General features: G+C 63.9%; 24 protein-coding genes and 2 pseudogenes. 22 read left to right on the plus strand and 4 right to left on the minus strand.

The window, feature by feature from the left end; genetic code table 11:
• Positions 1–208: 208 nt before the first annotated feature.
• Genes RLDS_RS50625 through RLDS_RS50640 form a run of 4 tightly spaced genes read left to right on the plus strand, consistent with a single transcriptional unit; the run spans position 209 to position 3,199 of the window.
• Entirely contained in the window at positions 209–1,192 is a 984-nt protein-coding gene (locus RLDS_RS50625; RefSeq protein WP_021228099.1) for an ArdC family protein, read from the plus strand.
• Positions 1,189–1,590: a DUF2958 domain-containing protein gene (locus RLDS_RS50630; protein ID WP_021228100.1), complete on the plus strand. Its 402-nt coding sequence runs from the start codon at positions 1,189–1,191 to the stop codon at positions 1,588–1,590. Before RLDS_RS50625 ends, RLDS_RS50630 begins: the two co-directional genes overlap by 4 nt.
• The gene (locus tag RLDS_RS50635) at positions 1,590–2,822 is read left to right on the plus strand and encodes a hypothetical protein (RefSeq protein WP_021228101.1); all 1,233 of its coding nucleotides are present in this window, start codon (positions 1,590–1,592) and stop codon (positions 2,820–2,822) included. The genes RLDS_RS50630 and RLDS_RS50635 overlap by 1 nt, the downstream gene beginning before the upstream one ends.
• Entirely contained in the window at positions 2,819–3,199 is a 381-nt protein-coding gene (locus RLDS_RS50640; RefSeq protein ID WP_021228102.1) for a hypothetical protein, read from the plus strand. The genes RLDS_RS50635 and RLDS_RS50640 overlap by 4 nt, the downstream gene beginning before the upstream one ends.
• Here RLDS_RS50640 and RLDS_RS50645 read toward each other — a convergent pair.
• Together RLDS_RS50645 and RLDS_RS50650 are read right to left on the minus strand one after the other, a co-directional pair.
• Positions 3,196–3,423 (minus strand): hydrogenase maturation nickel metallochaperone HypA, encoded by a 228-nt coding sequence (locus RLDS_RS50645; protein ID WP_228226811.1) that lies wholly within the window; start codon positions 3,421–3,423, stop codon positions 3,196–3,198. The genes RLDS_RS50640 and RLDS_RS50645 overlap by 4 nt on opposite strands.
• Positions 3,424–3,453: 30 nt before the next feature.
• Entirely contained in the window at positions 3,454–3,696 is a 243-nt protein-coding gene (locus RLDS_RS50650) for a DUF6771 family protein (protein WP_236616921.1), read from the minus strand.
• A 142-nt stretch (positions 3,697–3,838) separates the two neighbouring features.
• On the opposite strand from RLDS_RS50650, the pseudogene RLDS_RS50655 reads away from it, so the two are divergent.
• The 10 genes and pseudogenes from RLDS_RS50655 to RLDS_RS50700 all read left to right on the plus strand — a co-directional run bounded on the left by RLDS_RS50655 (position 3,839) and on the right by RLDS_RS50700 (position 12,642).
• Positions 3,839–5,988 (plus strand): annotated as a pseudogene (locus tag RLDS_RS50655) (ParB/RepB/Spo0J family partition protein).
• A 62-nt stretch (positions 5,989–6,050) separates the two neighbouring features.
• Entirely contained in the window at positions 6,051–6,245 is a 195-nt protein-coding gene (locus RLDS_RS50660) for a hypothetical protein (RefSeq protein WP_021228105.1), read from the plus strand.
• An 81-nt stretch (positions 6,246–6,326) separates the two neighbouring features.
• Positions 6,327–6,794, plus strand: a complete 468-nt coding sequence (locus RLDS_RS50665) for a DUF6878 family protein (protein ID WP_021228106.1) — start codon at positions 6,327–6,329, stop codon at positions 6,792–6,794.
• A 10-nt stretch (positions 6,795–6,804) separates the two neighbouring features.
• On the plus strand, positions 6,805–7,191 hold the full coding sequence (locus tag RLDS_RS50670) for a DUF6915 family protein (RefSeq protein WP_021228107.1): 387 nt from the start codon (positions 6,805–6,807) through the stop codon (positions 7,189–7,191).
• Positions 7,188–7,406, plus strand: a complete 219-nt coding sequence (locus RLDS_RS50675) for a hypothetical protein (protein WP_021228108.1) — start codon at positions 7,188–7,190, stop codon at positions 7,404–7,406. Before RLDS_RS50670 ends, RLDS_RS50675 begins: the two co-directional genes overlap by 4 nt.
• A 310-nt stretch (positions 7,407–7,716) precedes the next feature.
• A complete protein-coding gene (locus RLDS_RS50680) occupies positions 7,717–8,238 on the plus strand; it encodes a hypothetical protein (RefSeq protein WP_152528133.1) in 522 nt (173 codons plus the stop codon).
• A gap of 73 nt (positions 8,239–8,311) precedes the next feature.
• Positions 8,312–8,788 (plus strand): hypothetical protein, encoded by a 477-nt coding sequence (locus RLDS_RS50685; protein ID WP_031298964.1) that lies wholly within the window; start codon positions 8,312–8,314, stop codon positions 8,786–8,788.
• A complete protein-coding gene (locus RLDS_RS50690; protein ID WP_021228111.1) occupies positions 8,785–9,075 on the plus strand; it encodes a hypothetical protein in 291 nt (96 codons plus the stop codon). Before RLDS_RS50685 ends, RLDS_RS50690 begins: the two co-directional genes overlap by 4 nt.
• Positions 9,072–9,875: a DUF7007 domain-containing protein gene (locus RLDS_RS50695; protein WP_021228112.1), complete on the plus strand. Its 804-nt coding sequence runs from the start codon at positions 9,072–9,074 to the stop codon at positions 9,873–9,875. The genes RLDS_RS50690 and RLDS_RS50695 overlap by 4 nt, the downstream gene beginning before the upstream one ends.
• 211 nt (positions 9,876–10,086) lie before the next feature.
• Entirely contained in the window at positions 10,087–12,642 is a 2,556-nt protein-coding gene (locus RLDS_RS50700) for a strawberry notch-like NTP hydrolase domain-containing protein (RefSeq protein ID WP_021228113.1), read from the plus strand.
• Positions 12,643–12,901: 259 nt separating this feature from the next.
• Here RLDS_RS50700 and RLDS_RS57480 read toward each other — a convergent pair whose 3' ends face one another.
• Entirely contained in the window at positions 12,902–13,240 is a 339-nt protein-coding gene (locus tag RLDS_RS57480) for a hypothetical protein (RefSeq protein WP_456242888.1), read from the minus strand.
• A gap of 18 nt (positions 13,241–13,258) precedes the next feature.
• Between RLDS_RS57480 and RLDS_RS50705 the strand changes: the two genes are divergently transcribed.
• Genes RLDS_RS50705 through RLDS_RS50715 form a run of 3 tightly spaced genes read left to right on the plus strand, consistent with a single transcriptional unit; the run spans position 13,259 to position 16,256 of the window.
• Positions 13,259–14,335: a tyrosine-type recombinase/integrase gene (locus tag RLDS_RS50705; RefSeq protein WP_456242889.1), complete on the plus strand. Its 1,077-nt coding sequence runs from the start codon at positions 13,259–13,261 to the stop codon at positions 14,333–14,335.
• Positions 14,329–15,243: a tyrosine-type recombinase/integrase gene (locus RLDS_RS50710; RefSeq protein ID WP_021228115.1), complete on the plus strand. Its 915-nt coding sequence runs from the start codon at positions 14,329–14,331 to the stop codon at positions 15,241–15,243. Before RLDS_RS50705 ends, RLDS_RS50710 begins: the two co-directional genes overlap by 7 nt.
• Positions 15,240–16,256 carry a tyrosine-type recombinase/integrase gene (locus RLDS_RS50715; protein WP_021228116.1) on the plus strand — a complete coding sequence of 339 codons (1,017 nt, stop codon included), beginning with the start codon at positions 15,240–15,242 and terminating at the stop codon, positions 16,254–16,256. The genes RLDS_RS50710 and RLDS_RS50715 overlap by 4 nt, the downstream gene beginning before the upstream one ends.
• Here RLDS_RS50715 and RLDS_RS0128940 read toward each other — a convergent pair.
• Positions 16,246–17,550 carry a hypothetical protein gene (locus RLDS_RS0128940; protein ID WP_236616922.1) on the minus strand — a complete coding sequence of 435 codons (1,305 nt, stop codon included), beginning with the start codon at positions 17,548–17,550 and terminating at the stop codon, positions 16,246–16,248. The genes RLDS_RS50715 and RLDS_RS0128940 overlap by 11 nt on opposite strands.
• Before the next feature lie 156 nt (positions 17,551–17,706).
• On the opposite strand from RLDS_RS0128940, the pseudogene RLDS_RS50720 reads away from it, so the two are divergent.
• The 5 genes and pseudogenes from RLDS_RS50720 to RLDS_RS50740 all read left to right on the plus strand — a co-directional run.
• Positions 17,707–19,578 (plus strand): annotated as a pseudogene (locus RLDS_RS50720) (strawberry notch C-terminal domain-containing protein); the annotation flags it as partial.
• A gap of 11 nt (positions 19,579–19,589) precedes the next feature.
• Positions 19,590–20,636 (plus strand): DUF7146 domain-containing protein, encoded by a 1,047-nt coding sequence (locus RLDS_RS50725; RefSeq protein ID WP_021228120.1) that lies wholly within the window; start codon positions 19,590–19,592, stop codon positions 20,634–20,636.
• A 311-nt stretch (positions 20,637–20,947) separates the two neighbouring features.
• Positions 20,948–21,880: a DUF2493 domain-containing protein gene (locus RLDS_RS50730; RefSeq protein WP_021228121.1), complete on the plus strand. Its 933-nt coding sequence runs from the start codon at positions 20,948–20,950 to the stop codon at positions 21,878–21,880.
• A 69-nt stretch (positions 21,881–21,949) separates the two neighbouring features.
• Entirely contained in the window at positions 21,950–22,546 is a 597-nt protein-coding gene (locus RLDS_RS50735; protein WP_152528134.1) for an antitoxin Xre/MbcA/ParS-like domain-containing protein, read from the plus strand.
• Complete coding sequence (locus RLDS_RS50740; RefSeq protein WP_021228123.1) at positions 22,543–23,136, plus strand: RES family NAD+ phosphorylase; 594 nt, start codon at positions 22,543–22,545, stop codon at positions 23,134–23,136. The genes RLDS_RS50735 and RLDS_RS50740 overlap by 4 nt, the downstream gene beginning before the upstream one ends.
• Positions 23,137–23,142 lie beyond the last annotated feature (6 nt).

Here is a 23,142-nt window from a genome sequence, read left to right on the forward strand (position 1 = left end):
TTTCAGTATGCGGGCACCCCCGACCAAATATCCCCAGGCAGGGGAACGTCTTCCCCTACCGGCGAGCCGCTGTCGCGTCTCCCCGGACCCCTTCGTGCGGGGCTGCCGCCCCGCAACGCCCCGCCAAAGTGAGAGGACAGCCGGTTCGGCCGTGATGGGCTGAGCGCGGAGAGAAAGGCTCGCCGCCGGCCCGTCGCGGAGACAGGTCATGGCACAGCAAAGCAAGAACCGCCCCACAAGCGAGCGGGCAAATCTCTACCAGCAGATCACCGACCGGATCATCGCCGAACTCGAGGCCGGCCGTGTCCCTTGGGTCCAGCCCTGGGGCGCTGCGAAGGCCGGCATCGGCATGCCGTACAACGCCGTCAGCGAGCGAAGGTATAGCGGCGTCAATATTCTCACGCTCTGGGACGCCGTGATCTCGCGCGGCTATGCGAGCCAAGCCTTTCTGACCTTCAGACAGGCGATCGCGCTGGGCGGGTCGGTCCGCAAGGGCGAGCACGGTATTGCCGTGATCTACACACGCCGGTTCGTGCCAAAGGTGGAACGCCGCCGCGCCAATATAGAGGGCCGCGAGCCATCGGGCGGCATCCCCTTCCTCAAGCACTTCACCGTCTTCTCGGTCGAGCAATGCGATGGGCTTCCCGCACATATCTGCGAACCGCCGCCGCCGATCCCGGAGGGGCTGATCCTGCCTCATGCCGAGGCGCTGATCGAGGCGACCGGCGCCGACTTCCGCATCGGTGGTCCATCGGCCTTCTATTCGCCGACGCACGATTATGTGCAGGTGCCGCGGCCGGATGATTTCTTCGACCCGACCAACTGGCACAGAACGGCTTTTCACGAACTCGGTCATTGGGCAGGCGGCGCTTCCCGACTGAATCGCGATCAGACCGGCGCGTTCGGCTCGGTCGCATACGGCAAGGAAGAGTTGTGCGCCGAACTGACCGGCGCTTTCGTCTGTGCCGCGCTCGGCATCGTGCCAACCGTCCGACACGCCGATTATCTCGGATCCTGGCTGGAGATCATCCGCGAGGACAATCGCGCGATCCTGCGCGCCGCGAGCGCAGCCTCCAAAGCCGCCGACTATCTGCTCGCCTTCCGGCCGCAATCCGCCATCGCCGCCAATGACGACGATTCGCAGCCGGACCCTGATGGGGCGATGGCGATCGAGGGGAGGATCGCGGCATGATGCTCCTCACCCCCGAAATCCGCGAAGCCCTGTGCGCCAATGACCATGCTCGCCGAGTGGCGTTGGCCACGGGCGAGCGTGAGCCCGATCCGATCCCCGTCGTCCGCTTCTTCAACCCCGTCGGCCAAGCCACCTGGCTCGCCACCGAGATCGATTCGGACGGGGTCATGTTCGGACTGGCCGACTTGGGCTTTGGCTGCCCGGAGTTGGGCAGCTTCGCGCTCGACGAGATGGAGGCGATCCGTTTGCCTCTCGGCCTCGGCATCGAACGCGACATCCTGTTCGAAGGTGCCTTTCCCTTGTCGGTTTATGCCGAAGCCGCGCGCCGGGCCGGCTCGCTGGTTCTTGCGGACCGTCTGCTGCACAAGGCGGCCGCCTCTTTAAAAGGAGGCCGGTGATGCGTTTCGCCAAATGGCCCAAGCCGACCGCCTATGTGGAGACCGCGCGCAAGCGCTCCGCCTTTGCCGCCAAGCGGCGCCGCGAGCGCGAGAAGCTGCCGCTTTTCGCCGACATGATCGCCGCCGGCCAGCATAGCGTCGACGAGGAAATGGCCCGCCGCGCCGAGTGGAGGCCCGATCAGCAACAGCGGCTTCGGGACGAGCGAGCCTCTGTCTGGCGCCGAGCGAGGGCGCGTCTGTTTGCATTCCCGGAAACAACGCGCCGGACGATTCGCCGGATCTGGCGTGACTGTCCCTATCCGGCCGATCCCTACAGCTTCGCCGATCTGCTGCATCAGATTCGTGTCGGCCGTGTCAATCCCGACCGGCCGCCGTGGAAGTTCCATGCGCGGGTCAAGGCGCGGACAACGCCTGATCCGCAAAGGTTTGCCGATGCCTTCAAGCGCGTCGGCCAGCGAATGGTCGAGCCAGCGCCGGGATTACCGGCGATTGAGGCGCGGCAATATTGCGGCAATCTCGGGAATGGGATCCTGTTCCTCGATGCCGTGCCGTCCATGCTCGACGAGGGTGATGTAACCATCCGCGTGCGCGGCGTCTGCACCAACGCTGATATCACCCTGATCGGCCGTCTTGCCTCGGAGGCCGAGCGTCGCCCGGTCAAGGTCGTGCGGGTCGATGTGCCGCAGACGCGCGAGGGGGGCTTCTCGCATCGCCTGCTCATTCTCGCCTGCTCGGCGACCAAGCGCCACGATCCCGGCTGGATGCCCGCCTGGGAACGCTATGATGGGCCGCTTTGGCAGACTTGGCGCGCGGTCGATCCCGATCGCCGGTTGGCCCGTGTCTGCTTCCTGTCCGCCCGCTACGGCTTTCGCGCGGGTGACAGCCCGATCGAGGACTATGACGCCCGTCTGACCTCCGATCTCGCCGAACGCTTGATTGCGGGCGGGATGACGACGCGCTGGCCACGCCCGCCGTCTCCCGGCAAACCTGACACTTACGGCTCGCATCCCGGCTGCGAGATCGCCAGCCTCGCCTATCATGGCACGCGGCCCTTCACCAATGTCGCGCTGGTCGGCGGGGGACTCTACATCAAGGTGATGCGGGCATTCCTGGAAGGCTTCCGCGAAATGCGCTGCCTCACCCCCGACGCCGAGGTCACCGAAATCAATGCCGGGATCGGCGTGATGCGTCAGCGGCTCCGCAGTTGGCTCGAAGCTGGCCGCGGTCGATGACCGATCCGTCCTCGCCACTTGGCCATAATGGCGGCCCACCCCTCGATGAGGACGAGGGGCCGCCGGTTCCGCGTCACTGCAAATATTGCCGGCATTGGTCGCCGCCTTCGGACTGGGAGGTCCGCGCTTACGAAGCGTTTCAGCTCGGCATTTCTCGGCGGCGTGTCAAACGCCCGACCGGCTTCTGCGACCGCGTGTTGATGCGGCCGGGCAAGCCGCTCGCCTTTTCCGCGACGACAGACACGTTCGGCTGCCTCAATTTCTCAGCCAAGCCACGGGAGCCGCTTACGCGCGGACACGGGTTTGTCAGGATCTATGAGGGTGATCACATCGTCTGGCAGGGATGGGAAAAAGATCTTCCCGACGAATATCGTTAGGTGCGGCCTTGCGCTTCGTCGATCAGCTTCTGGACCAATCCGATCGGGGTATCATCGATCGGCCGGATCGTTTCGCCGCAGCCGGGGCAGTCGACGGTCCGCTCGAGCCGAAGCGTGCGATAGCGGATGCTGAATTCCCGCCCGCATCGCGGGCATTCCGCCTGCGCAAGGATATCATCGAGATCGTCGCCCATCCCGGCAGAATAGCATATCCCGCCGATCATGACGACGCCGCGCGACGACCCTGAATCTCGCTAAAGCGGCAATCGGAGCTGATTGACATCAGGCGCAGGCACACCCTGCAATTTCTCGATGATCGTCGCCGCGAGCGTGTCGGCGGCGCGCTCGCGCATATGCGCATCCGGCATCGTCAGGCCGACGCGCGCCCAGCCTGGCGCCGACAGCAGGATGGCGGATAGCTCGTCTCGTTCGATTCGTTCCATGCGAGGATTGGAACAAAAATAGAACATCGTGGCAAGTCCGTTGATGCCCTGCACCACGATCCTGCGACGAATGTCGCCAGCGTGCGGGCGCCGCCGCCCAAAGGGCGGCCCCGCCAGAGGGAAAGGCGGGCCGGATTTTCGTGACGGGCTTGAAGCCGGGAGAGAGTCTCGCGGCGGCCTGTCACGGAGAAAACCCATGGCCAAAGCGCCCCAGAAGATCGTCCTCGCGGGCTCGCGGGACATTCCATTCGACCGGCTGTCGCTCTCCCAGTCCAACGTGCGCCGGGTGAAGGCCGGCGTCTCGATCGGCGAGCTGGCGGAGGATATCGTCCGCCGTACCCTCCTCCAGAGCCTCAATGTCCGGCCCATTCTCGACAGCGAGGGGGCGGAGACCGGCCAGTTCGAGGTGCCGGCCGGCGGGCGGCGATTTCGCGCGCTTGAATTGCTCGTCAAGCAGAAGCGCCTCGCGAAGAACGCGCCGATCCCTTGCGTGGTCAAAGCCGCCAATGACGATGTCCTGGCCGAAGAGGACAGCTATGCGGAAAACACGTTCCGCGAACCGCTGCATCCCCTCGACCAGTTCACGGGCATGCAGGCGATGGTCGACAAGGGCGAAGGCGTGGAATCGATCGCTGCGCATTTCCTCGTCACCCCGGCGGTCGTGAACCAGCGCCTCCGGCTGGCCAAGGTTTCGCCGCGCTGCGCGAAATCTATGCCGAGGACGGCATGACGCTCGAACAACTCATGGCCTTTTCGGTTTCGGAGGACCACGCCCGCCAGGAACAGGTGTGGGAACTGCTTTCCCATAGCTACAACAAATCGGCGCAGTTCATCCGCGACCGGCTGACCGAGGATGCGGTGCGCGTCGCCGACAAGCGGGTCCGCTTCATCGGCACCGATGCCTATGTCGCCGCCGGCGGCACCGAGGCGATGCGCGACCTGTTCCAGCCCGACGATGGCGGCTGGCTCACCGATCCTGCCTTGCTCGACCGGCTCGTCGCTGAAAAGCTCCAGGCCGAGGGCGAAAGGATCGGCGCGGAAGGCTGGAAATGGGTAGCGACCGCCGTCGACATGCCCTGGGGCGTCACCAGCGGCATGCGTGAACTCGATGGTGTCGAGACGCCGATGACGCCGGAAGAAGCCGAGACCGTGGAAAAGCTCCAGGCCGAAGCCGACGCCCTCGAAAGCGAATGGATGGATGCAGCCGACGTCCCCGATGAGGTCCATGCCCGGCTGACCGCACTCGACGAAGAGATCGGGGCGATTGTCGATCGTCCGAAGACCTTCGATTCCGAGGAAATGGTGCGCGCGGGGGTCTTCGTGTCGATCGAACGCGACGGCTCGCTGTGCATTGAGCGCGGCTATGTCCGCCCCGAGGATGAACCCGAAGCGGAGGTCGAATCGGTCGGCGCGGCGGAAGCCCCCGATGGCGACAATGTCGGCACGGGCGGGGAAGACGAAGACGTCGAAGGCTCCACCGGCTCCAATGTCGTGCCGATCGGCACCGCATCGGGTGACGATGATGATGAGGATGGCGAGGTGGTGAAGCCGCTGCCCGACCGGCTCGTCGCCGAACTCACCGCGTGGCGCACGCTCGCGCTCCAGGATGCGTTCGCGCAAAATCCGTCCACGGCCTTTGCGACGGTCCTCCACGCCTTTGTGCTCGACTGTTTCTATCATGCGAGCCGGGAATCCTGTCTCGAAGTATCGCTGCGCAAGGTGTCGTTCGGGCTTGCCCCCGCGAGTCTTCGCGACAGCGCGCCGGCCAAGGCGCTCGCCGAACGTCACATGCGTTGGGCCGATCGCCTGCCCGATTCCGACAAGGATGTGTGGGACGCGCTGCTTCAGTTCGATGGCGCGGAGCAGGCTGCGCTGTTCGCCCATTGTGCGTCGGTTGCGATCAACGCCCAGCAGGAGGTGGTGCCCAAATATGACAATGGCCGCATCTCGAAGCACAGCGTCGAACGGCGGATCGCGCACAGCCACGTCCTCGCGCGCGCGGTCGGCCTCGACCTGATCGGCGCGGGCTGGCGGGCGACGGTCCCCGGCTATTTCACCAGCGTCACCAAGCCGCGGATCATCGCCGACGTCGCAGAGGCGAAGGGGTCGAAGTTCGCCGAGATGATCGACCATCTCAAAAAGGCGGATATGGCCCGCGAGGCCGAGCGCCTGCTGGAGGATTCGGACTGGCTGCCCGAACCGATGCGCACGCCGCTCCTGCCGGATGATCTGGCGGCCGATGGGAGCGAGCCCGGCGAAGAAGCGCAATCGCTCCCGGCCTTCCTCGATGACGACGAGGACATCGGCACCGACGAGGACGGCGATTTCGCGGTCGCCGCCGAATGACCTGCGGGCGGGGCGGCCCTCGGCCGCCTCGCTTTCACTCCCTCCATTTCAGGAAATCGATCATGAACTTCACCGACCTTTCAACCGCTGGCCCCGAGCAACCCGCGCCGGCATTGCTCGCTGCCTTGCAGCGTGTGGGCGAACTTGGCCGCGACGGAGCCGTGGCGCTCGCGCGCCTCGTCGCGGACGATGACGGCGCATTCGATGAGGCGGCCGACTGGATCGCCGACATCGCCTCGGGCGGCCTGCACGAATGATGCGCGGCCGCACTTCACTAATCCTCAATTCCTCGAAAGCCCGGCCGTCGCGCCGGGCTTTCCTGTTTCCGGAGATCCACAATGACGGACACAGACCGTTCGCCTCTCGATATGGCCGAGGTGATGCGCAATTACGAAGCTTGGGAAACAGCTGCCGCGAAGCTGGTCCCCGACAATAAGCAGCGACTGTTTGCCCACCTCGCCTCGACCTCGATTACGCGCGTTGTCGTTACATTCGACGGCGAGGGCGACAGCGGCCAGATCGAGGACATCCAGCCCTATGAAGGAGAGACCCAGGTCGACCTCCCAAAAGGCAAGGTCGAGATTCTCGATTTCCCGTATGGCGCGAAACAGTCGACACCGCGCAAGCTCAGCACCCACGAAGCGCTGGAGACGCTCGCCTATGACCTTCTCCGCGACAAGCATGAGGGCTGGGAGAATTCGGATGGCGCCTATGGCGAGTTCACCTTCGATGTGACCGCCGGGACGATCACGCTCGACTATAATGAGCGGTTCATGTCGTCCGAATTCCATCAGCATAGCTGGTGAGGAGGCGATGATGGGACATTGCTATCACCATGCCCTTTCATCGGTGCGCAAATGGGGCGGTGCGCCGGAGGATTATCTCCCGCTGCATCAATGGTTCGACGAGCCGTCGAAGCTGATCATCGCGGACTTTCGGCATCGGGCGCTGCGCCATCATGCTGAGGGCATCTTCATGCTCGAACGCTTCTTTGGGACGACGATCACCATATCAACGGGACGGGTCGTGCCAGTCCGGTTCGTCGGCGAGCAGCATGTCCGCGAAGATCTCGGCTTCATTCCGAGCTTTGCCGACTGGGTCCGCTGCATCCGCCCCGAGCCATGGATGGGGCGCGCCCAGCCGATCCACCGCGACGTCGATCCGTTCGCGATCCCGACGCACAGTGAAATGGAGGCCGTATGAAGGTTCAGGCCATTCTCGAATTCGACCTCGAAGACTGGGACGGCTCGCCGGTCGACGACCGCGAACTGTTCGACCTGGCAGTGCAAGATACCGAACTCGCGATCCGTTCACGACTGATGGGTGAGGGCTTTCTCGAGGGCGACGCGCTCCTCGGCACTTGGACGCCGCGCGTTTCGGTGCTCGACGAAGCGGGAGGAGACCCTGCCCCGCCCTGATAGCGCCGACCTCTCCGACTTCCAGATTCACTCTCACGAATACCCGGCCGCCACGCCGGGTTTTGCGTTTTTTGGAGACATCACATGGCTGACTATTATTCGCAGACCGTCGTTCAGCCGGATATCCCGGTCGATGCCATCACCCCACTCGAACTCGCCTTGTTAACCGGCATATACGAGCATGAGTTGGGCGACGCATCGATCTACTTCTTCGCCAGCGAAGGGCCGTCCGGCATTGTCTGGCTCGATATCACCGAGCTTCGGGCGATGCTCGCGGATGGAAATCATCGCTCCGGGGAGCATCGCCGGGATGGCACGCGACAAACTCGATGCCGCCGGCCCCGAGGAGGTCGAAATCGAAATCGACCTGTCCGATCTTGGCGATGCTACGATCTTTCAGGCGATCGTCAGGCGGTGCGACCAGCTCGACCACGTCACCATCACATCCGGCTGGACCTGCTCAAAGATGCGGCCCGATGGGTTCGGCGGCGGGGTGACCGTCGTGACCGCTGACCACATTCTCTCCAGTTCGACCAGCGAAATGGAATACCGACTGCTCGACAGGTGCGAATATGGCGAACTGGGCTGCGCGCCCGGCCATGGCAGCCATGTGCTGCTCCGCCTCGATGAAGCCGATGTCCGCCAGGAGATCATCACCATGGCGGAGGTCGGTTCCCCCGCTGGCGCCGATCCCTCGGCCGTCACCGGCGAGGATATCCGCATGGCGTGTCTCAAAGCCGTCGAAGCGACGGACCTAGCCGTGCAACACGAAGCCATAGCCGCAATCGCTGCCCGCGCCGCCATCGCGATCGCCGGGCAACGCAGCGCCTGATCCTTCTTCCTCTTCAACCCCGCTGATGCCCGGCCATCGCGCCGGGCTTTCGCGTTTTCAAGGAGACATGAATATGTCCGCACAGTTGATCTACGATACCGCGCCGCTTGGCAGCCTGATCCGCTATTCCAATGGCGAGCCGCGTCCGCCCCAGCGCTTCACCCGCAAGCTCAAAGCGTGGAACCACGACAATGGCATCGGCCGCCTCGTGGAACGCACCGCCCAGGAGGTTCGCTCGACCCGGCAATCGCCGGCTGGCTTCTGCCTACGCCTAGGCAATTATGGTAGCCAGGGCATCATCGCCGTCGTCGTGCGCAGACATTATTCGGTCGAGAGCACGCTTCATTTCGAGATCGTCGAGATGCCAAAGCCCGGCATGGTGCGCGTGCTGACAAGCTCTGTCGCGCGCGACGAACTGCGTTTCCTCGCGCCCGATATAGCTTCGGCCCAGGATTGGCTCGCTCGCAACCGCTACACCGACGCCCGGTTCGAGATCGTCGACGATCCCGATCCGGTCATGCCGCCCTCCTATCTGGGGAGGGCGGCATGACGGTCCGGCGCCATTTCGTGCATGTCTATACGACCATCCGGATCAAGGTCGCGGTCGATGCCGAAAATCATCGCGCGGCGATGCAGGCGGCCGATGCGGTGGTATTCGGTCACGGGCATGCCGTGCGGTTGAGCCCTGTCCATACGGCGGTGATCGGTGCCGATTATGCCGAGGAAGTCACCGAGTACCTCGTGGATGAGGCCGATGATCCGGACTTCAAGCGATCGCGTAACTATGGTCCCGATTTCACACCCTCCCGTATATCCGGCGACGGGAGGGCGGCATGAGCGCGATTCTGGCCGGTTATGGCAGGACCGCCGATGGCCTGCTCGCGGCCCGGGTCGGCGATATGGGCTATATCGCCATACCGGCGGGAGACGGGATCCGTCTCGCATCGGGATGGCGCCTGTCGAGACCGATCGACGAATGGACCAAAGCCGATGTCTTCGGCAGCGAAGGCGTGGTCGCCGACGAGGCCGCCTTCCGCGCCTATGTCGAGGCGGTCGCGGTCCATCTCATCCAGCGCGCCGCGTTGGGTCGCCGGGAAACGCGGATACGAATCTCGACGCCTTGGGGCATGTCGCAGGGCGCGACGATCTATGCCGATGGCGTCGTCCTTCACTCGACGGCTTCGCACGGCGGGTTCAAGCTCGACCGCGTGCGCAACGCCGCTCTGCATCCCGCGCTCCGGATCAAGGGCGGATGGTATGAGGAAGACGGCGACTGGGCGCGGGTCGCCATCGGCTATCCCGCCCTCTTCACTGATCAGGAGAAGGCACAGGCCGATCGCACATTGCGCGACTGGGAGCCTGACGCCTGGGAAGCCGTCCATGGTCGCAGCCTGACTGCGGAGGAATCCTTCACCCGTGATCGGCAGCGTTTCGAGCGAGAGCACGCTGACGACTGGGTGGTGATCGCGGCTACCAGGTCCGATCGCCATCCAGGCTTTGTTGAAACGGTTGCGGCCCTCGGTGGCCGTCGCGACCGTGACGAGCGACGGCAATTTCTCGTCGCGAATGACGAATACATCATCGGTCGACACGGTTTCGTGATCGATCTCGAACGGCATCTCCCGCTTGCCGCCTGACCTCAGCCCGTTCCGCACGTCGGGACGGGCTTTTTCATGCTCGACGACCGGAGTCCTGGCCATGCCTGACGAAAGGCTCGGGGCGTCGATGCTGATCCGGATATCGATCCCGGGTGAGAGGGAAAGGCTTGGCCGGAAGGCGTGAGCCCGGCCGGGCCAGAGAGAGCGTCCGGCGGGCCGGCTGCCCCTGCTCTCCCGGAGACGTTTCCTCATGACCCATATCCAGTCCGACGCGGCGCTTCGCGCCGCGCCTGCTCCAGTCGCGTCCAGTTTTGCCGATCGCGCGGGCGCCCTGTTGGCAGCCGCCACGCGGCTTGTCCCCACGCTCGAAGCAGGCCGCCGGATAGACGCCCATGAACTGCGCGCCGCCATGAGCCAAGCCTTTGAGGGCTCGGATGCCGAAGGCGCCTGGGACTGGAAGACCGGCTATGACGCCTGCGAGGCGGCGGTGATCCTGTTCTTGCGCAAATATGGGCGCACGATCCTGGCGCGGTCGCCGGCCAGTTCCCTAGCGCTGATTGAACGCATCGCCGCGCTCTTGCCGACACATACGAGGCGATCGGAAGCGGGTCAGGCGCTTCAGCAATTCTCGACGCCGCCGGGACTCGCCTTCGTCTCGTCGATCGCTGCCGCCATCCGTCCCGCTGATCATGTGCTTGAACCCTCCGCCGGCACGGGGATGCTGGCGATCCATGCAGAACTCATCGGGGCGGATCTCGCGCTCAATGAGCTGGCGGAGGTCCGCGCCGAACTGCTCGGCCACCTGTTCCCGGCCGTCCCCTTGTCCTGTCATGATGCAGCCTCGATCGACGACCGGCTTCCGCAGACGATCCGCCCGACTGTCGTGCTGATAAACCCGCCCTTCTCGGCGGTCGCTCATGTCGATCATGCCATGAAGGATGCGGCGCTTCGGCATATCGCCTCGGCGCTCGCCCGGCTTGAGTCCCGCGGCCGCCTGGTCGCGATCACTGGCTCCAACTGCGCACCATCAGCGCCGGAATGGCGCGGGGCGTTCACCCGCCTTCAGGAGCAAGGCCGCATCCTGTTCACCGCGGCGATCGACGGCAGCGTCTATGCCAAGCATGGCACGACCATCGCGACACGCCTGACCGTGATCGACAAGATCCCGGCCGACGATCCCGGTCAGTTCCCGCTCAGCGCGGGTAAGGCGCCCGACACGTCAACCCTGCTCGAATGGGTGCTGAGCCAAGTGCCGCCACGTTGCCCGACCACGCCAGCGCCGGCCGCAGTCTTGCCGGTTACCGCGTCGGCGTCGGCGATGCGCGCGAATGCCCGGACGATCGCACCCGCGCCGACACCGCCAGCGCCCGAACCGGAGGCGGTCGAACTGGCCTATGAGACGATGGATTGGACGCCGCCCGCCGAACGGCTGGGCGACAGCATCTACGAACCCTATGCGCTCCAGTCGATCGTCCTTGCCGGCGCCAATCCGCACCCGACGCCTTTGGTGCAATCCGCCGCGATGGCGTCGGTCGCATCGCCCAAACCGTCCTACCGGCCGCATCTGCCGCCGCAGCTCATCACGCTCGGCATCTTGTCCGACGCCCAGATCGAATCTGTTATCTATGCCGGTGAAGCCCATTCGGGCCATCTGTCCGGCGCATGGAAGGTCGATCCGACCTGGGAAATCGTCTCCGCCGCGGCCGAGGATGCTGAAGACGCTATTCGCTTCCGGCGGGGGTGGTTTCTGGGGGATGGTACGGGTGCTGGAAAGGGTCGACAGGTCGCCGGCATCATGCTCGACAATTGGCTGAAAGGACGTCGACGCGCCGTCTGGATCAGCAAATCCGACAAGCTTCTCGAGGATGCTCAGCGCGATTGGTCGGCGCTCGGACAGGAACGATTGCTGGTGACCCCGCTGTCGCGGTTCCGGCAGGGCACCGATATCCGGCTCGACGAGGGCGTGCTGTTCACGACCTACGCCACGCTGCGATCGCAGGAACGCGGCGGCAAGAAATCCCGCGTCGAACAGATCGTCGACTGGCTCGGGCGAGACTTTGACGGCGTGATCGTGTTCGACGAGGCGCACGCCATGGCCAATGCCGCCGGCGGCAAAAGCGAACGCGGTGACGTCGCGCCCTCGCAGCAGGGCCGTGCCGGGCTTCGCCTCCAGCACGCCTTGCCCGATGCGCGGATCGTCTACGTCTCCGCGACCGGGGCCACCACCGTCCAGAACCTCGCTTATGCCCAGCGTCTGGGCCTCTGGGGCGGCGAGGACTTCCCGTTCGAAACCCGAGCAGCGTTCGTCACCGCGATCGAGAATGGCGGGGTCGCGGCGATGGAGGTGCTGGCGCGCGACCTAAAGGCCCTCGGTCTCTATGCCGCGCGGTCGCTGTCGTTCGATGGCGTCGAATATGAGGTGCTCGAACACGCGCTGACGCCGGAGCAGGTCCGCATCTACGACAGCTATGCCGGCGCCTTTCAGGTCATCCATAACAATCTCGACGCCGCGATGGCGGCCGCCGGCATCACCAGCGCGAGCCACGGAACACTCAACCGTCAGGCCAAGGCCGCGGCGCGCTCGGCCTTCGAACAGGCGAAGCAGCGCTTCTTCAATCACCTCATCACGGCCATGCAGACGCCAAGCGTCATCGCAAGCATCGGACAGGATCTCGCGGCCGGCGACGCCGCGGTGATCCAGATCGTCTCGACCGGCGAGGCGCTGCAGGCGCGCCGCCTCGCCGACATCCCGACCGACGAATGGGATGACGTGTCCGTGGATATAACGCCCCCTGAGTTCCTGTAATGTTGAGCTCAACATTAAACATATTCTTTGCAGTCGCAGTTTATGTCGAGCGTGGCGGCGGGAGGCGCAGGTTTCCTTCGGTTTTCCATGAATTCACTCCAGATAATTACAGTTCCTTCGACCTCAACAAGTCGAAGGAACCAACATGCGATCAAGATCATCATTGCCGTTTCGAGCGGCCCCGCTCCGGGTCGAAGACCCGCCCAGTCACGGCACCCTTCTCACCACATTCCTCTCCTCTCTGTCGCTCGACGAGAAGTCAGGCTGTGCGGTTCTGTATGGCGCGGCGGTCCGCCATTTCCTGCATTGGCTGGGCCTGCATAGGATCGCCATCCGCACGATTGACGATCGGGCTGTCCGGCGGTTCGAGAAGCATCGGTGCCGGTGTCACCGGTATTCGGCGCAGCAGCCAGTATATAAGGCGGACATTGCAGCGCGAGTCAGACGCTTCGTCCGCTTCCTGGAAGATCAAGGCTACGTCGAAGTCGACGACGGGATCGACGATCTGCCACGGCACCTCGCCGACTATTCCGATGCGATCGATCGCCTGCAACTTGCCGAGGGACCGGCACAGGCCTATCGGTCCGAGGCCGAGCATTTCGTGGCCTGGCTTCGCATGGCGCGGCGCCAATGGATCGATATCGATGACACGATCATCGACCACTATGCAGCGCATGATTGCCGATGCCCGGTCTGGCGCAAGCGGGGCAAGCTGGTCGCAACGGGCACCAAGCGGCGGCGGCGATGCGCACGGCACTTCGTCGAGTTCCTGCGAGGCCGGGGCGCCATCCCATCGGTTGAACCGGTGGCGGACGATGACCCGCACATGTCGGCTTACTTGGCATGGCTCAAGCAACACCGCGGCGCCACGGACGAGACGATCCGGCGCTACCGGACCGATATCAGACGGCTCATGCCAATGCTGGGCGAGCCTTCGCAATGGGATGCCGCCGGACTCAGGAGCGCATTCCAACGACGAAGCAAGGAGACGCCGGGGTCGGCATCGCTGCTCGTCACGATAATGAGGAGCTACATCCGGTTTCTGGTCGTGCGTGGCGAGTGCCGGCCGGCATTGTTGCATGCAGTTCCATCAGTACAGCGCTACCGCCTTTCGACGCTGCCGCGCCACGTCGACCCGGCAACGATCGAGAGGATCATTGCGGCCTGTCCGACAGATCGTCCGGTGGAAGTCCGGGACAAGGCCATCATTCTCCTGCTCGCCAGGCTCGGCCTGCGGGCTGCCGATATTCAGAACATGCGTCTCGACGACATCGACTGGCGATCCGGCCACCTGACGGTCAAGGGCAAGACGCGTCGCCCGGACCGCCTGCCATTGCCGCAGGATGTTGGCGACGCGATCCTGGCATATCTTGCGGCAGCCCGCCCGAAGGCCGCCGAAGAGCATCTGTTCCTGCGTGCACAAGCACCGTTTCGGCCATTCCGCTCGTCCGCTGAGATCGCGGGCATCGTCGCTCGTACGCGCGACCGCGGTGGGATCGAAGGAGTGCCGACCGGGTCGCACATATTCCGGCATTCGCTTGCCACCAACCTGCTGCGCGCGGGCGCAGGCCTGGAGTCCGTCGGGACCATCCTGCGTCACAGCTCGCCCGAGACCACTGCCATCTACGCCAAGGTCGATCTGCCGATGCTCATGAAGATCGCGCAGCCCTGGCCGGGAGAACAGTCATGCTGAACATCCACATTTCCAGATACGTGGCGCTGCATCGCAGCCTCGGGCTGAAGTTCTCTGAACAGGAACGCATGCTGCGCCTGTACGCCGCCTACGCCGGAGGATTCGGCGACCGGCACATCCAAGTCCAGCGGATCTACGACTGGTGCCACACGGCGAGTTCGCAGAATGTGGCCCGCCGGAGGTTTGATACCGTTCGCAACTTCAGCCGCTTTATCCAAGCCGATGATCCAGTTTACGAGGTGCCGCCTGCCGGTGTCTTCGGTCGGGGCAAGCGGCCACGCCCGACACCGACCATCATCGAACCGGAACAGGTCCGGGCGATCATGACCGCGGCGTTGGACGTTGCGTCCCAAGACACGATCAGCCCATACACGTACCATTATTTGTTCGGCTTGCTGGCGGCGACAGGTCTCCGGATTTCTGAGGCCCTCGCATTACAATGCAACGATCTGGTCGAGGATGGCTTGATCGTCCGCAACGGCAAGTTCGGCAAGCAGCGGCTGATTGCCTTGCAGCCATCGACCCGTCAGGCGCTCGAAGCATATCTCGCCACCCGGGCAAGGCTCGGCGCCACGGGCAATGACCTGTTCGTGACCATCCGCGGAAGAGCCCCCCATAAAGTGCGCGCGCACATCGTGTTCGTCAGGCTGGCCCGACTGCTCGGATATCGCGGACCTACTGGAACAGCGGGCATGCGGCTCCACGATCTGCGGCACACCTTCGCTGTCCGCTCGCTGGAGTCATGCCCGCCGGAAAGGGAAGCCATCGCACACCACATGGCCGGACTCAGCGTCTATCTGGGGCACGCGTCGGTCGCCAACACTTATTGGTATCTCGAGGCCACTCCGGTGCTGCTGCGCGATATCGCTGCCGCCAGCGAGCAACTTTACCGAGGAGAAGCGGCATGACGGCTCTCGCTCCGCATCTCTCGACCTACCTGCGTGAACATCTGCCACGCGAACGTGCTGTTAGTCCGCACACGGTGAAGACCTACGCCAACTGCTTCGTCCTCCTGGTCCAGTTCGCTGCCGATCGGCTGAAGCGTCGGCCGACCGATCTCGAGATCGAGGATCTCGGCACCGACATGATAATGGCCTTCCTTGACCATGTCGAGAACGGTCGCGGCAGCTGTGTTCGGACTCGCAATGGCAGGCTCGCCGCGATCCGGTCCTTCTTCCGCTACATCGAGTATCGTATTCCGGCCTGCCTAGATCAGGCCCTTCGCGTCAGATCGATCCCTACCAAGAAGACCGACAAGGCGCTGATCGACTACCTCGACCGGGCAGAGATCAAGGCTTTGCTCGACGCCCCAGATCCCCGGACACGCCTTGGCACCCGCGATCGTGCAATGCTGCATCTGGCCTATGCTGGCGGGCTGAGGGTGTCGGAACTCGTAACGCTACAACTGCGCGATTTCCCGGACCGCTCCCTGTCCACCGTGCACATCATGGGCAAGGGTCGGCGTGAACGGGTCCTCCCGCTCTGGAAGGAGACTCAGTTCGCATTGCGCGCGTGGCTTGCGATCCGCCCCGATGCGCAAGCTGCCGAGATATTCCTCAATGCCAGCGGGCAACCCATGACCCGCGACGGATTTGCGTTCCGTTTGGCGGAGCACGTCAAGGCCGCGGCAGAGAAGCAGCCGTCGATCCTTGGAAAGCGCGTAACACCGCACGTGCTGCGCCATTCCTGCGCAATGCACACGCTCGCGGCGACCGGGGACATTCGCAAGGTCGCATTATGGCTCGGGCACGCCAGCATCCAGAGCACCGAGACCTATTTGCGCGCCGATCCCGAGGAAAAGCTGCAAATTCTCGCGGCGCACGGCGCCCCTGCCATCAGGCCCGGGCGCTTCAAGCCGCAAAGCGACGATCTACTATCAATGCTTCAGGAAATACGTGCAGGAGGTCATGTCAAAATTTGACACAGGTCCGCATCGCAGTCCGAAGCGCCAGTGGCGCTCCCGCCAACAAAGCTTCGCCTTCGAGGCGGCCGTTGATGCGTAGCATAACCGAACCGTTTTGACGGAGAAGCATCGGAATGAGTTGGGAACCAGTGAGGTTGGCCTGCCAAAACGTGCTCTGAGCGTTCGCGCGGCCGGTCGGAATGTCAATTAATCGACCAGCAAAATTCCATGTAACCGTAACGCGCTGCACCGTCGCGGGCTTGTTAAGGAGCATGGCCATCATGGGGCGGTTGCCTTCACAAAACAGGCTAAACGACTTGATGTTTGGCGAAGCAGCTACATCGACATAGGCCATTGGGGCGCGACCTTGGACCGGCACGACCTCCCAAGCAGTCCCAGGCAGCGGCACTGCGTCCTCAGGTGGGCTGTCCATAAGCAGGCGAGCAATGTCCTGGGGCACGGGCAAGCGGCCTCCTTGAGGCGCATAGACCGTCAACTTTCCCTTCTCCCAAAGGCCAATTTGAACGGCACGGCGATTTGCATCAAGCAGAACATAGGCTTGCTCTACACCGCCTTGATGCGGCGCATTTCCCGTAACCCAATAGAGAGACCCTTGTCGTTGGAGACCGGATATCGCCGAAAGATTGCTGGCCAGCAGGTCCATTTTGCGGCCCAAACGCGAACGTATCGCGTCAGCTATCGGACCACTTGTCAAAAGATCTATTCCGTTGGGATCGGAATCACTTTGGAATTTCCCTATGGAACTGGCAAGATTGGTCCAGGCTAGCGGCGTCGGTTTTCCCAAAACTGGCCTTGCTTGCAGCGGTGCTTTTGAAGCAGCAGATGCTGGCCCAGACCCCTTGCATAAGAGCAGTGGGGATTGCGACACGAGCGCTGACTTGAACGGATCCAGGCGCTGTCCAGGCGCGACGTCTGCTTCAAGGCGGACTACGCCTCGCTTTTCGTCGTCATTGACCGTCAAGATCACGCGTCCGAAATCGTTGGCATTGACAGGAAAAGGAAAAAAGACCGCGCTAATGCCTTCATAGGTCGGGCCAAGAAACGAAGCCGCGTACTCAAACCGGGTGCTTTTTACAGTCTGACCAGACGCTTTGAAAGTAAAACCGGTTTCGTTGATCTCAAGGCTCGCCCCTCGAGAGCAATCGCCACGCGGCGCATACGAGCCATAGCTTCCTTCGAGATCCATGCCCTTCAATGACGTCAATGTCACTGCGCCCGCGACGCCGGGCAAGCCCAGAAAAATCCCTGCGAGAAAAACGGTAATGGAGCGCTTGGGCAGTTTGCTCGGCATGGCAGATCTCCATGGCGGACAGCCTTGCATCGGGACCTCGATTGAAAGCGACGAACGACTGCCTCCGGGATTCTCTACAACCTGCACCATTCCAGCGGTGCCGACAATCCTAACGGCCCCAGCATTCAACCTTTTCAGGCAATTATCTGGAGTGAAATCATGGAAAACCGAAGAAAACCTGCGCCTCCCGCCGCCACGCTCGACATAAACTGCGACTGCAAAGAATATGTTCTCGATTATCTTGAGCACAGCTTTCCGGTGCAGCTCCACGAGCCGTTCACCGACAGCGAAGGCAATCTCTCATCGCGTCCGGTCCGCGACGATGACGGCAATCCTGTCGTCAATCGCGAAGCGGTGCGCCGCCGTGAGGCGATGATCGAGCGGCTCGCCGCTCTGCCGCCGGTGCCGGGCGCGCTCGACCAGATCATCCAGCATTTCGGGACGGACAAGGTGGCCGAGGTCACCGGGCGGTCGCGGCGTATCGTGCCCAAGCGCAATGATGATGGCTCGGTGCGCTTCGCGGTCGAGAACCGGCCGGTGTCCGCGAGCCTCGCCGAGACCCAGGCGTTCATGGACGATTTGAAGCCGATTCTGATCTTTTCCGAGGCCGGCGGGACGGGGCGCAGCTATCATGCCGATCTCGCCTGCCGGAACCAGCGGCTGCGCATCCACTATGGCCTCGAATTCGGGTTCAAGGCCGATGCCGCGATTCAGGGCTTCGGCCGCGATCACCGCACCAACCAGAAGCAGCCGCCGCGCTACCGGCCGGTCACGACCAATGTGAAAGGGCAGAAACGCTTCATCTCGACCATCGCGCGCCGCCTCGACTCGCTGGGCGCGATTACCCGCGGTCAGCGCCAAGCCGGCAGCCAGAATATGTTCCGACCCGAGGACAATCTCGAATCCCATTACGCCCACGATGCGTTGATCCAGCTCTATCGCCTGCTCGCACGCGGCAAGGTCGACGGCTGCTCGCTCACCGATTTCGAGGCGGCGACGGGCCTGTCGCTGCTCGATAGCGACGGAGGCCTGCGCGACGAGCTGCCCGGCATCACCACCTTCCTCAATCGGATGCTGGCGCTCACCATCGCGATGCAGGATCTACTGTTCGAGGTCTTCGAAGGCCTGCTCCGCGCCCGAATCGAGGGCGCGATCGCCAGCGGCAATTTCGAACTCGGCCTCGAAACGCTCCAGGCGGCGAGCTTCCGCGTCACCGGCCGCACGCCGATCTATACCCATCCCGGCACCGGCGCGCAGACCGCGTTGCTGACGATCGAGCGCAAGGATCGGCTTGTGCCCCTGTCGCTCGACGACGCCTTGCGCCAAGTCGACGATCGCGGCGCGAAGATGCTGGTCAACACGAAGACCGGCCGCGCGGCGATCCAGCGCCGGGCGCGGAGCGTGACCGACGAGGAGGGCGAAGTGCATCCGCGCATTCGCCTGGCCTGGCCGCTGACCGATGCCGTGGTCCGGGCGAAGGCGATGGCGGTAAGCGAGTGGCAGCCCGCCGATCGCACTGCATTCAGTGCGGCCTGGACCGCCGAGCTTGCCGGCTTGCCTGAATATGAAAGCTCGACCCTCTATATGGTGTCGGGATTGCTGCTGCCGATCTGGCGGCAGCTCCCCGACGAGTCGACCCGCGTCTATCGACTCCAGACCGACGAAGGCGAACGCATTATCGGTCGCCGCGTGTCGCCCGCCTGGGCCGCGAGCATCGCTAACGACAATGGACCGGTGCAATTGTCAGGCGAAGAAGCATTCGCGATGCTGCTTGCGGGCGACAGCGTGTTGCATCTGACCGACGGGCAATCGCTCAAGCGCGTCCGCGCCATGAGCGACTGGCGGATCGAACTCACCGGCTTCAGCGACCTCGGCGTCGAGCGCCTGAAGGCGATGGGGTTGATCTCCGAGATCGTCTCGTGGAAACTTCGCCTCTACGTACCGACAGGGGCTGTCGGTGCCGAGGTGCTGGGACGTCTGCTCGAGCGGTTTCCGCTCCAACGGGTCTCGGCGCGCAAGGCCGCCTGAGGAGCCCCTTCATGCAAAGTCCCGCCAGCCAGATCGCCACCACGCTCGCCGATCACGCCGAAGCCGTCTGCCGACATTATCTGTCTAACGGACGGCGGGAGGGGCGATACTGGCTGGTCGGCGACGTCCGCAACTCGCCGGGTCGCAGCCTCTATGTTCGCCTGGTCGCGTCCCGCGATGGGCGCGGCCAGGCCGGCAAATGGACCGATGCCCAGAGCGGTGACCATGGCGATCTTCTCGATGTCATCGCCGCGTCCTGCGATCACCGCACCCTGCGCGAGACCCTCGATGAAGCACGGCGCTTCCTCAGTTTGCCACAGCCGCCGTCAAGTCCGGAGCGGCCGATCCGGCGCAGCAAGGCGCCCACCGGAACGCCGGAGGCGGCGCGGCGTCTCCTCGCGGCATCGAAGCCGATCGCCGGCACGATCGCCGCGACCCATCTTGCCGCTCGCGGCATCATCAACCTCGCCGGCTGCGAAGCCCTGCGCTTCCATCCCCATTGCTGGTATCGGCCATCGGACGAAGACGGACCCGATGTCCGCCCCGCTTGGCCGGCGATGATCGCGGCTGTGACCGATCTCGATGGCAGTGTCACCGGCGTCCACCGGACCTGGCTGATGCGCGACGGTTCGGCCAAGGCGCCGGTTGCCTATCCCCGCCGCGCCATGGGACACCTTCTCGGCAACGGCATCAGGTTCGGCGGCGTCGGCGCGGTGATGATCGCCGGCGAGGGCATCGAGACCCTCCTGTCGCTGCGGCAGGTCATGCCCACGACCCCTGCGATCGCCGGAACGTCCGCCGCGCATCTCGCCGCCATCCTGTTTCCGGCCGCACTTCGCCGTCTCTATGTCGCGCGCGACGACGATCCCGCTGGAGCCGGTGCGTTGGCGACCTTGACCGAGCGTGCGCTTGCCAAGGGGATCGAGGTCGTGTCGCTGGAGCCGAGGCTCGATGATTTCAACAGCGATCTTACCGCCTTCGGACGCAACCGTCTGGCCAGCATGATCGGGGCGCAGCTCCGGGCCGTTGACGCCGCGCGCTTCCTGATCTCGACCTGAAGGCGGGGAACCTGGCACCACCCTGAACTGCGCCGGTCGATCGCATGGCGATGTCCGTCCGTAGAGACGCCGCGCGCTCGGCCTTCTTGAGAGGGCGACTGCGGCAAACGGTCCGGGGCAACAATCGCGTGTCCGGCGGCTATTTTCCGCCGGGCCTGACGGCCCTTTGCATCGCGAAGCAAAATAGCCTTGCCCCGCCATCCTCCGCTGCGCTCCGGCCGCGCCCTTGGGCGCGGTGCGGCCCCGTCCCGCCCGCCGCCAGCCGTCGCCACGAAGGCCGCGAGAGGCGCGGCTCTGAACGGAGACCCACCATGGCGATCGACCTCGACCAGCCCGAACAGGATGAGCCCCAGCCCGGTTCCACCGCTTATGTCCTTCAGGAAATGCAGCTCTACGGCTACCGGCCGTTCGAAGACGAACCCGATCAGCGGCCGCTTCCCGACGGCCGTATCGCCGAAGGCGCCATCGCTGACATCTTCGACGCGCTTGTATCCTGCTTGTCCGACACCCGGATCGAACCCGATCTTGAGGATCTCGCCTGGAACATCGTCAATGTCTTCCAACGTGCGGGCGAACGGATCGAGCGCGATCTCGACGATAATGAGCAAGCGCAGAAGCGGCTCCAGCGCCAGCAGGACGGCAGCGAGGTCAAATCTGTCGAGCTGGAACGCAAGATCGCTGAAGGCATCACCATGATCGAACGCCGCGATACGATGGAATTGCTTCGCGACGCCGGCGCCGACCAGTTCCGCACCCACTTGCGCAAACCCTGGCTGCCGCGATCCGGTCCGATGGTGAACCGCAAGGCGCTAACCTCGGCGGTGCTCGACAGTCGCAAGGCGCTCGACCGGCGCGCCTATCAGGACGCCCGCGTCCTCAATCCCGATGGCATCCGCATCGCGGTCAGCGCTGGTCCCAACTATAATAATCACCGGCTGGTCTGCGATGTCCTCGACAAGGTCCGCGCCCAAATCCCCGATATGATCCTCGTTCATGGCGCGACGAACACGGGCGGCGAGCGCATCGGCGCCTGTTGGGCGCGCGACCATGATGTGCCGCAGGATCCGCGCAAGCCCGATTGGGATCGGCATGGCCGGGCAGCGCCGTTCAAGCGTAACGACGCAATTCTGGAAACCTGCCCCAAGGGCGTGATCGTCTTCCCCGGCACCGGCATCCAGGACAATATCGCCGACAAGGCTCGCAAGATGGGCATCAGCGTCTGGGATTTCCGCAAGCGGGAGTGATCGGCGACCCAAAGCTTGCCTATGGACAAATTGGACAAGTTTTCTATATTGGGCATGAAGGAAACGCCCATGGTTCAGACTCAGATCAAGACACGGCGGGATGCGCGCGAGGCGGTAGTATCGTTCTTCGATACGCTGAGCGCGTCGACGCTGCTCAAATTCGCCAATGCCCTGCAACGCTCCAGACCCGATCCCGAACGGCTGGTTCGGCGTGTGCTGGAGGAAACCGGCGAAGCGCGCAAACTGGCCGGCGGCGGTCTCGGGACATTGCTTTCGAAAGCCGAGGGGCTGGCCCGGCTCGATGCGGTGACCGTCGAGGACGAGGGCGATCAGTGGGCCGAGACCGAAGTGCTTGGCGCAGGGGATATGGCCGAACGGCTCGGCGTCGCCCGCACCTCGCTCGATAACTGGCGTCGCGCGCATAAGATTCTGGCATTCCGCAAGGGTGTGCGGAATTATGTCTATCCGGTCCGCCAGTTCGAGCGCCTAGCCCCGCTTGAAGGTCTGGACCGAGTCCGCGCGCATTTCAGCGATGATGATACGGCCTGGGAATGGCTGGTGACGCCCAATCGCCATACCGGCGACGCCGCGCCAATCGAGCGGTTGCGCAAAGGCAAGATCGATGAGGTCGCGCGCGCGGCCGAAGGCGCGCTGGATTATCAGTGAAACTCGATCTCCGGCGCATTGCAGCGCGCACCGGGCCCGTCGACCTCGCTGACTGGCCGCGCATCATTTCGGACCGGCATCGCGCGACGCCCTGCGATGCCGGCTTCGGCTCGAGCCGCTTTTCCAGCCCCGGCCAATTGTTTCGCGTCCTCTATGCAGCCCAGGATTTTCCGACAGTGCTTGCAGAGGCGGTGATCCGTGACCGTTTTGTCGGCAAGCAGCGGCGCTACCTCTACCGGCCCTATCTCGAAAGCCTCGCAGCCACCACTATCAGCACGACTGCGCCGCTCATGCTGGTCGACCTGTCGGGAGGCGGAGCTTATGACATGGGGATCGATACCGATGCGAAAGGCAGCCGCGCGCATGTCGCTGGGCAAGCCTTCGCCGAAGCGCTGCACCGGCGAACGGCGGTGGACGGGATCATCTTTGATTCACGCCTGACCGGCGTGCCCTGCGCGGCCATTTTTGATCGCGCCTTTGTCCGGTTGCAGGCGTCCCCGCCGGTCGATCTCCTTCGCGTCGCGGCGCTAGCTGATGAACTCAAGGCACGGGACATCATCGTCAGACGCCGACGGATATCATCCCGTTGACGACGG

Source organism: Sphingobium lactosutens DS20 (genome assembly GCF_000445105.1).
Lineage (GTDB): Bacteria > Pseudomonadota > Alphaproteobacteria > Sphingomonadales > Sphingomonadaceae > Sphingobium > Sphingobium lactosutens.

Excerpts from the sequence above, each read along its gene's own strand:
- RLDS_RS50625 (WP_021228099.1), top strand. The coding sequence starts at position 209 with ATGGCACAGCAAAGCAAGAACCGCCCCACAAGCGAGCGGGCAAATCTC.
- RLDS_RS50630 (WP_021228100.1), top strand. The coding sequence starts at position 1,189 with ATGATGCTCCTCACCCCCGAAATCCGCGAAGCCCTGTGCGCCAATGAC.
- RLDS_RS50635 (WP_021228101.1), top strand. The coding sequence starts at position 1,590 with ATGCGTTTCGCCAAATGGCCCAAGCCGACCGCCTATGTGGAGACCGCG.
- RLDS_RS50640 (WP_021228102.1), top strand. The coding sequence starts at position 2,819 with ATGACCGATCCGTCCTCGCCACTTGGCCATAATGGCGGCCCACCCCTC.
- RLDS_RS50645 (WP_228226811.1), bottom strand. The coding sequence starts at position 3,423 with ATGATCGGCGGGATATGCTATTCTGCCGGGATGGGCGACGATCTCGAT.
- RLDS_RS50660 (WP_021228105.1), top strand. The coding sequence starts at position 6,051 with ATGAACTTCACCGACCTTTCAACCGCTGGCCCCGAGCAACCCGCGCCG.
- RLDS_RS50665 (WP_021228106.1), top strand. The coding sequence starts at position 6,327 with ATGACGGACACAGACCGTTCGCCTCTCGATATGGCCGAGGTGATGCGC.
- RLDS_RS50670 (WP_021228107.1), top strand. The coding sequence starts at position 6,805 with ATGGGACATTGCTATCACCATGCCCTTTCATCGGTGCGCAAATGGGGC.
- RLDS_RS50675 (WP_021228108.1), top strand. The coding sequence starts at position 7,188 with ATGAAGGTTCAGGCCATTCTCGAATTCGACCTCGAAGACTGGGACGGC.
- RLDS_RS50680 (WP_152528133.1), top strand. The coding sequence starts at position 7,717 with ATGGCACGCGACAAACTCGATGCCGCCGGCCCCGAGGAGGTCGAAATC.
- RLDS_RS50685 (WP_031298964.1), top strand. The coding sequence starts at position 8,312 with ATGTCCGCACAGTTGATCTACGATACCGCGCCGCTTGGCAGCCTGATC.
- RLDS_RS50690 (WP_021228111.1), top strand. The coding sequence starts at position 8,785 with ATGACGGTCCGGCGCCATTTCGTGCATGTCTATACGACCATCCGGATC.
- RLDS_RS50695 (WP_021228112.1), top strand. The coding sequence starts at position 9,072 with ATGAGCGCGATTCTGGCCGGTTATGGCAGGACCGCCGATGGCCTGCTC.
- RLDS_RS50700 (WP_021228113.1), top strand. The coding sequence starts at position 10,087 with ATGACCCATATCCAGTCCGACGCGGCGCTTCGCGCCGCGCCTGCTCCA.
- RLDS_RS57480 (WP_456242888.1), bottom strand. The coding sequence starts at position 13,240 with ATGCTCGGCCTCGGACCGATAGGCCTGTGCCGGTCCCTCGGCAAGTTG.
- RLDS_RS50705 (WP_456242889.1), top strand. The coding sequence starts at position 13,259 with ATGGCGCGGCGCCAATGGATCGATATCGATGACACGATCATCGACCAC.
- RLDS_RS50710 (WP_021228115.1), top strand. The coding sequence starts at position 14,329 with ATGCTGAACATCCACATTTCCAGATACGTGGCGCTGCATCGCAGCCTC.
- RLDS_RS50715 (WP_021228116.1), top strand. The coding sequence starts at position 15,240 with ATGACGGCTCTCGCTCCGCATCTCTCGACCTACCTGCGTGAACATCTG.
- RLDS_RS0128940 (WP_236616922.1), bottom strand. The coding sequence starts at position 17,550 with ATGCCGAGCAAACTGCCCAAGCGCTCCATTACCGTTTTTCTCGCAGGG.
- RLDS_RS50725 (WP_021228120.1), top strand. The coding sequence starts at position 19,590 with ATGCAAAGTCCCGCCAGCCAGATCGCCACCACGCTCGCCGATCACGCC.
- RLDS_RS50730 (WP_021228121.1), top strand. The coding sequence starts at position 20,948 with ATGGCGATCGACCTCGACCAGCCCGAACAGGATGAGCCCCAGCCCGGT.
- RLDS_RS50735 (WP_152528134.1), top strand. The coding sequence starts at position 21,950 with ATGGTTCAGACTCAGATCAAGACACGGCGGGATGCGCGCGAGGCGGTA.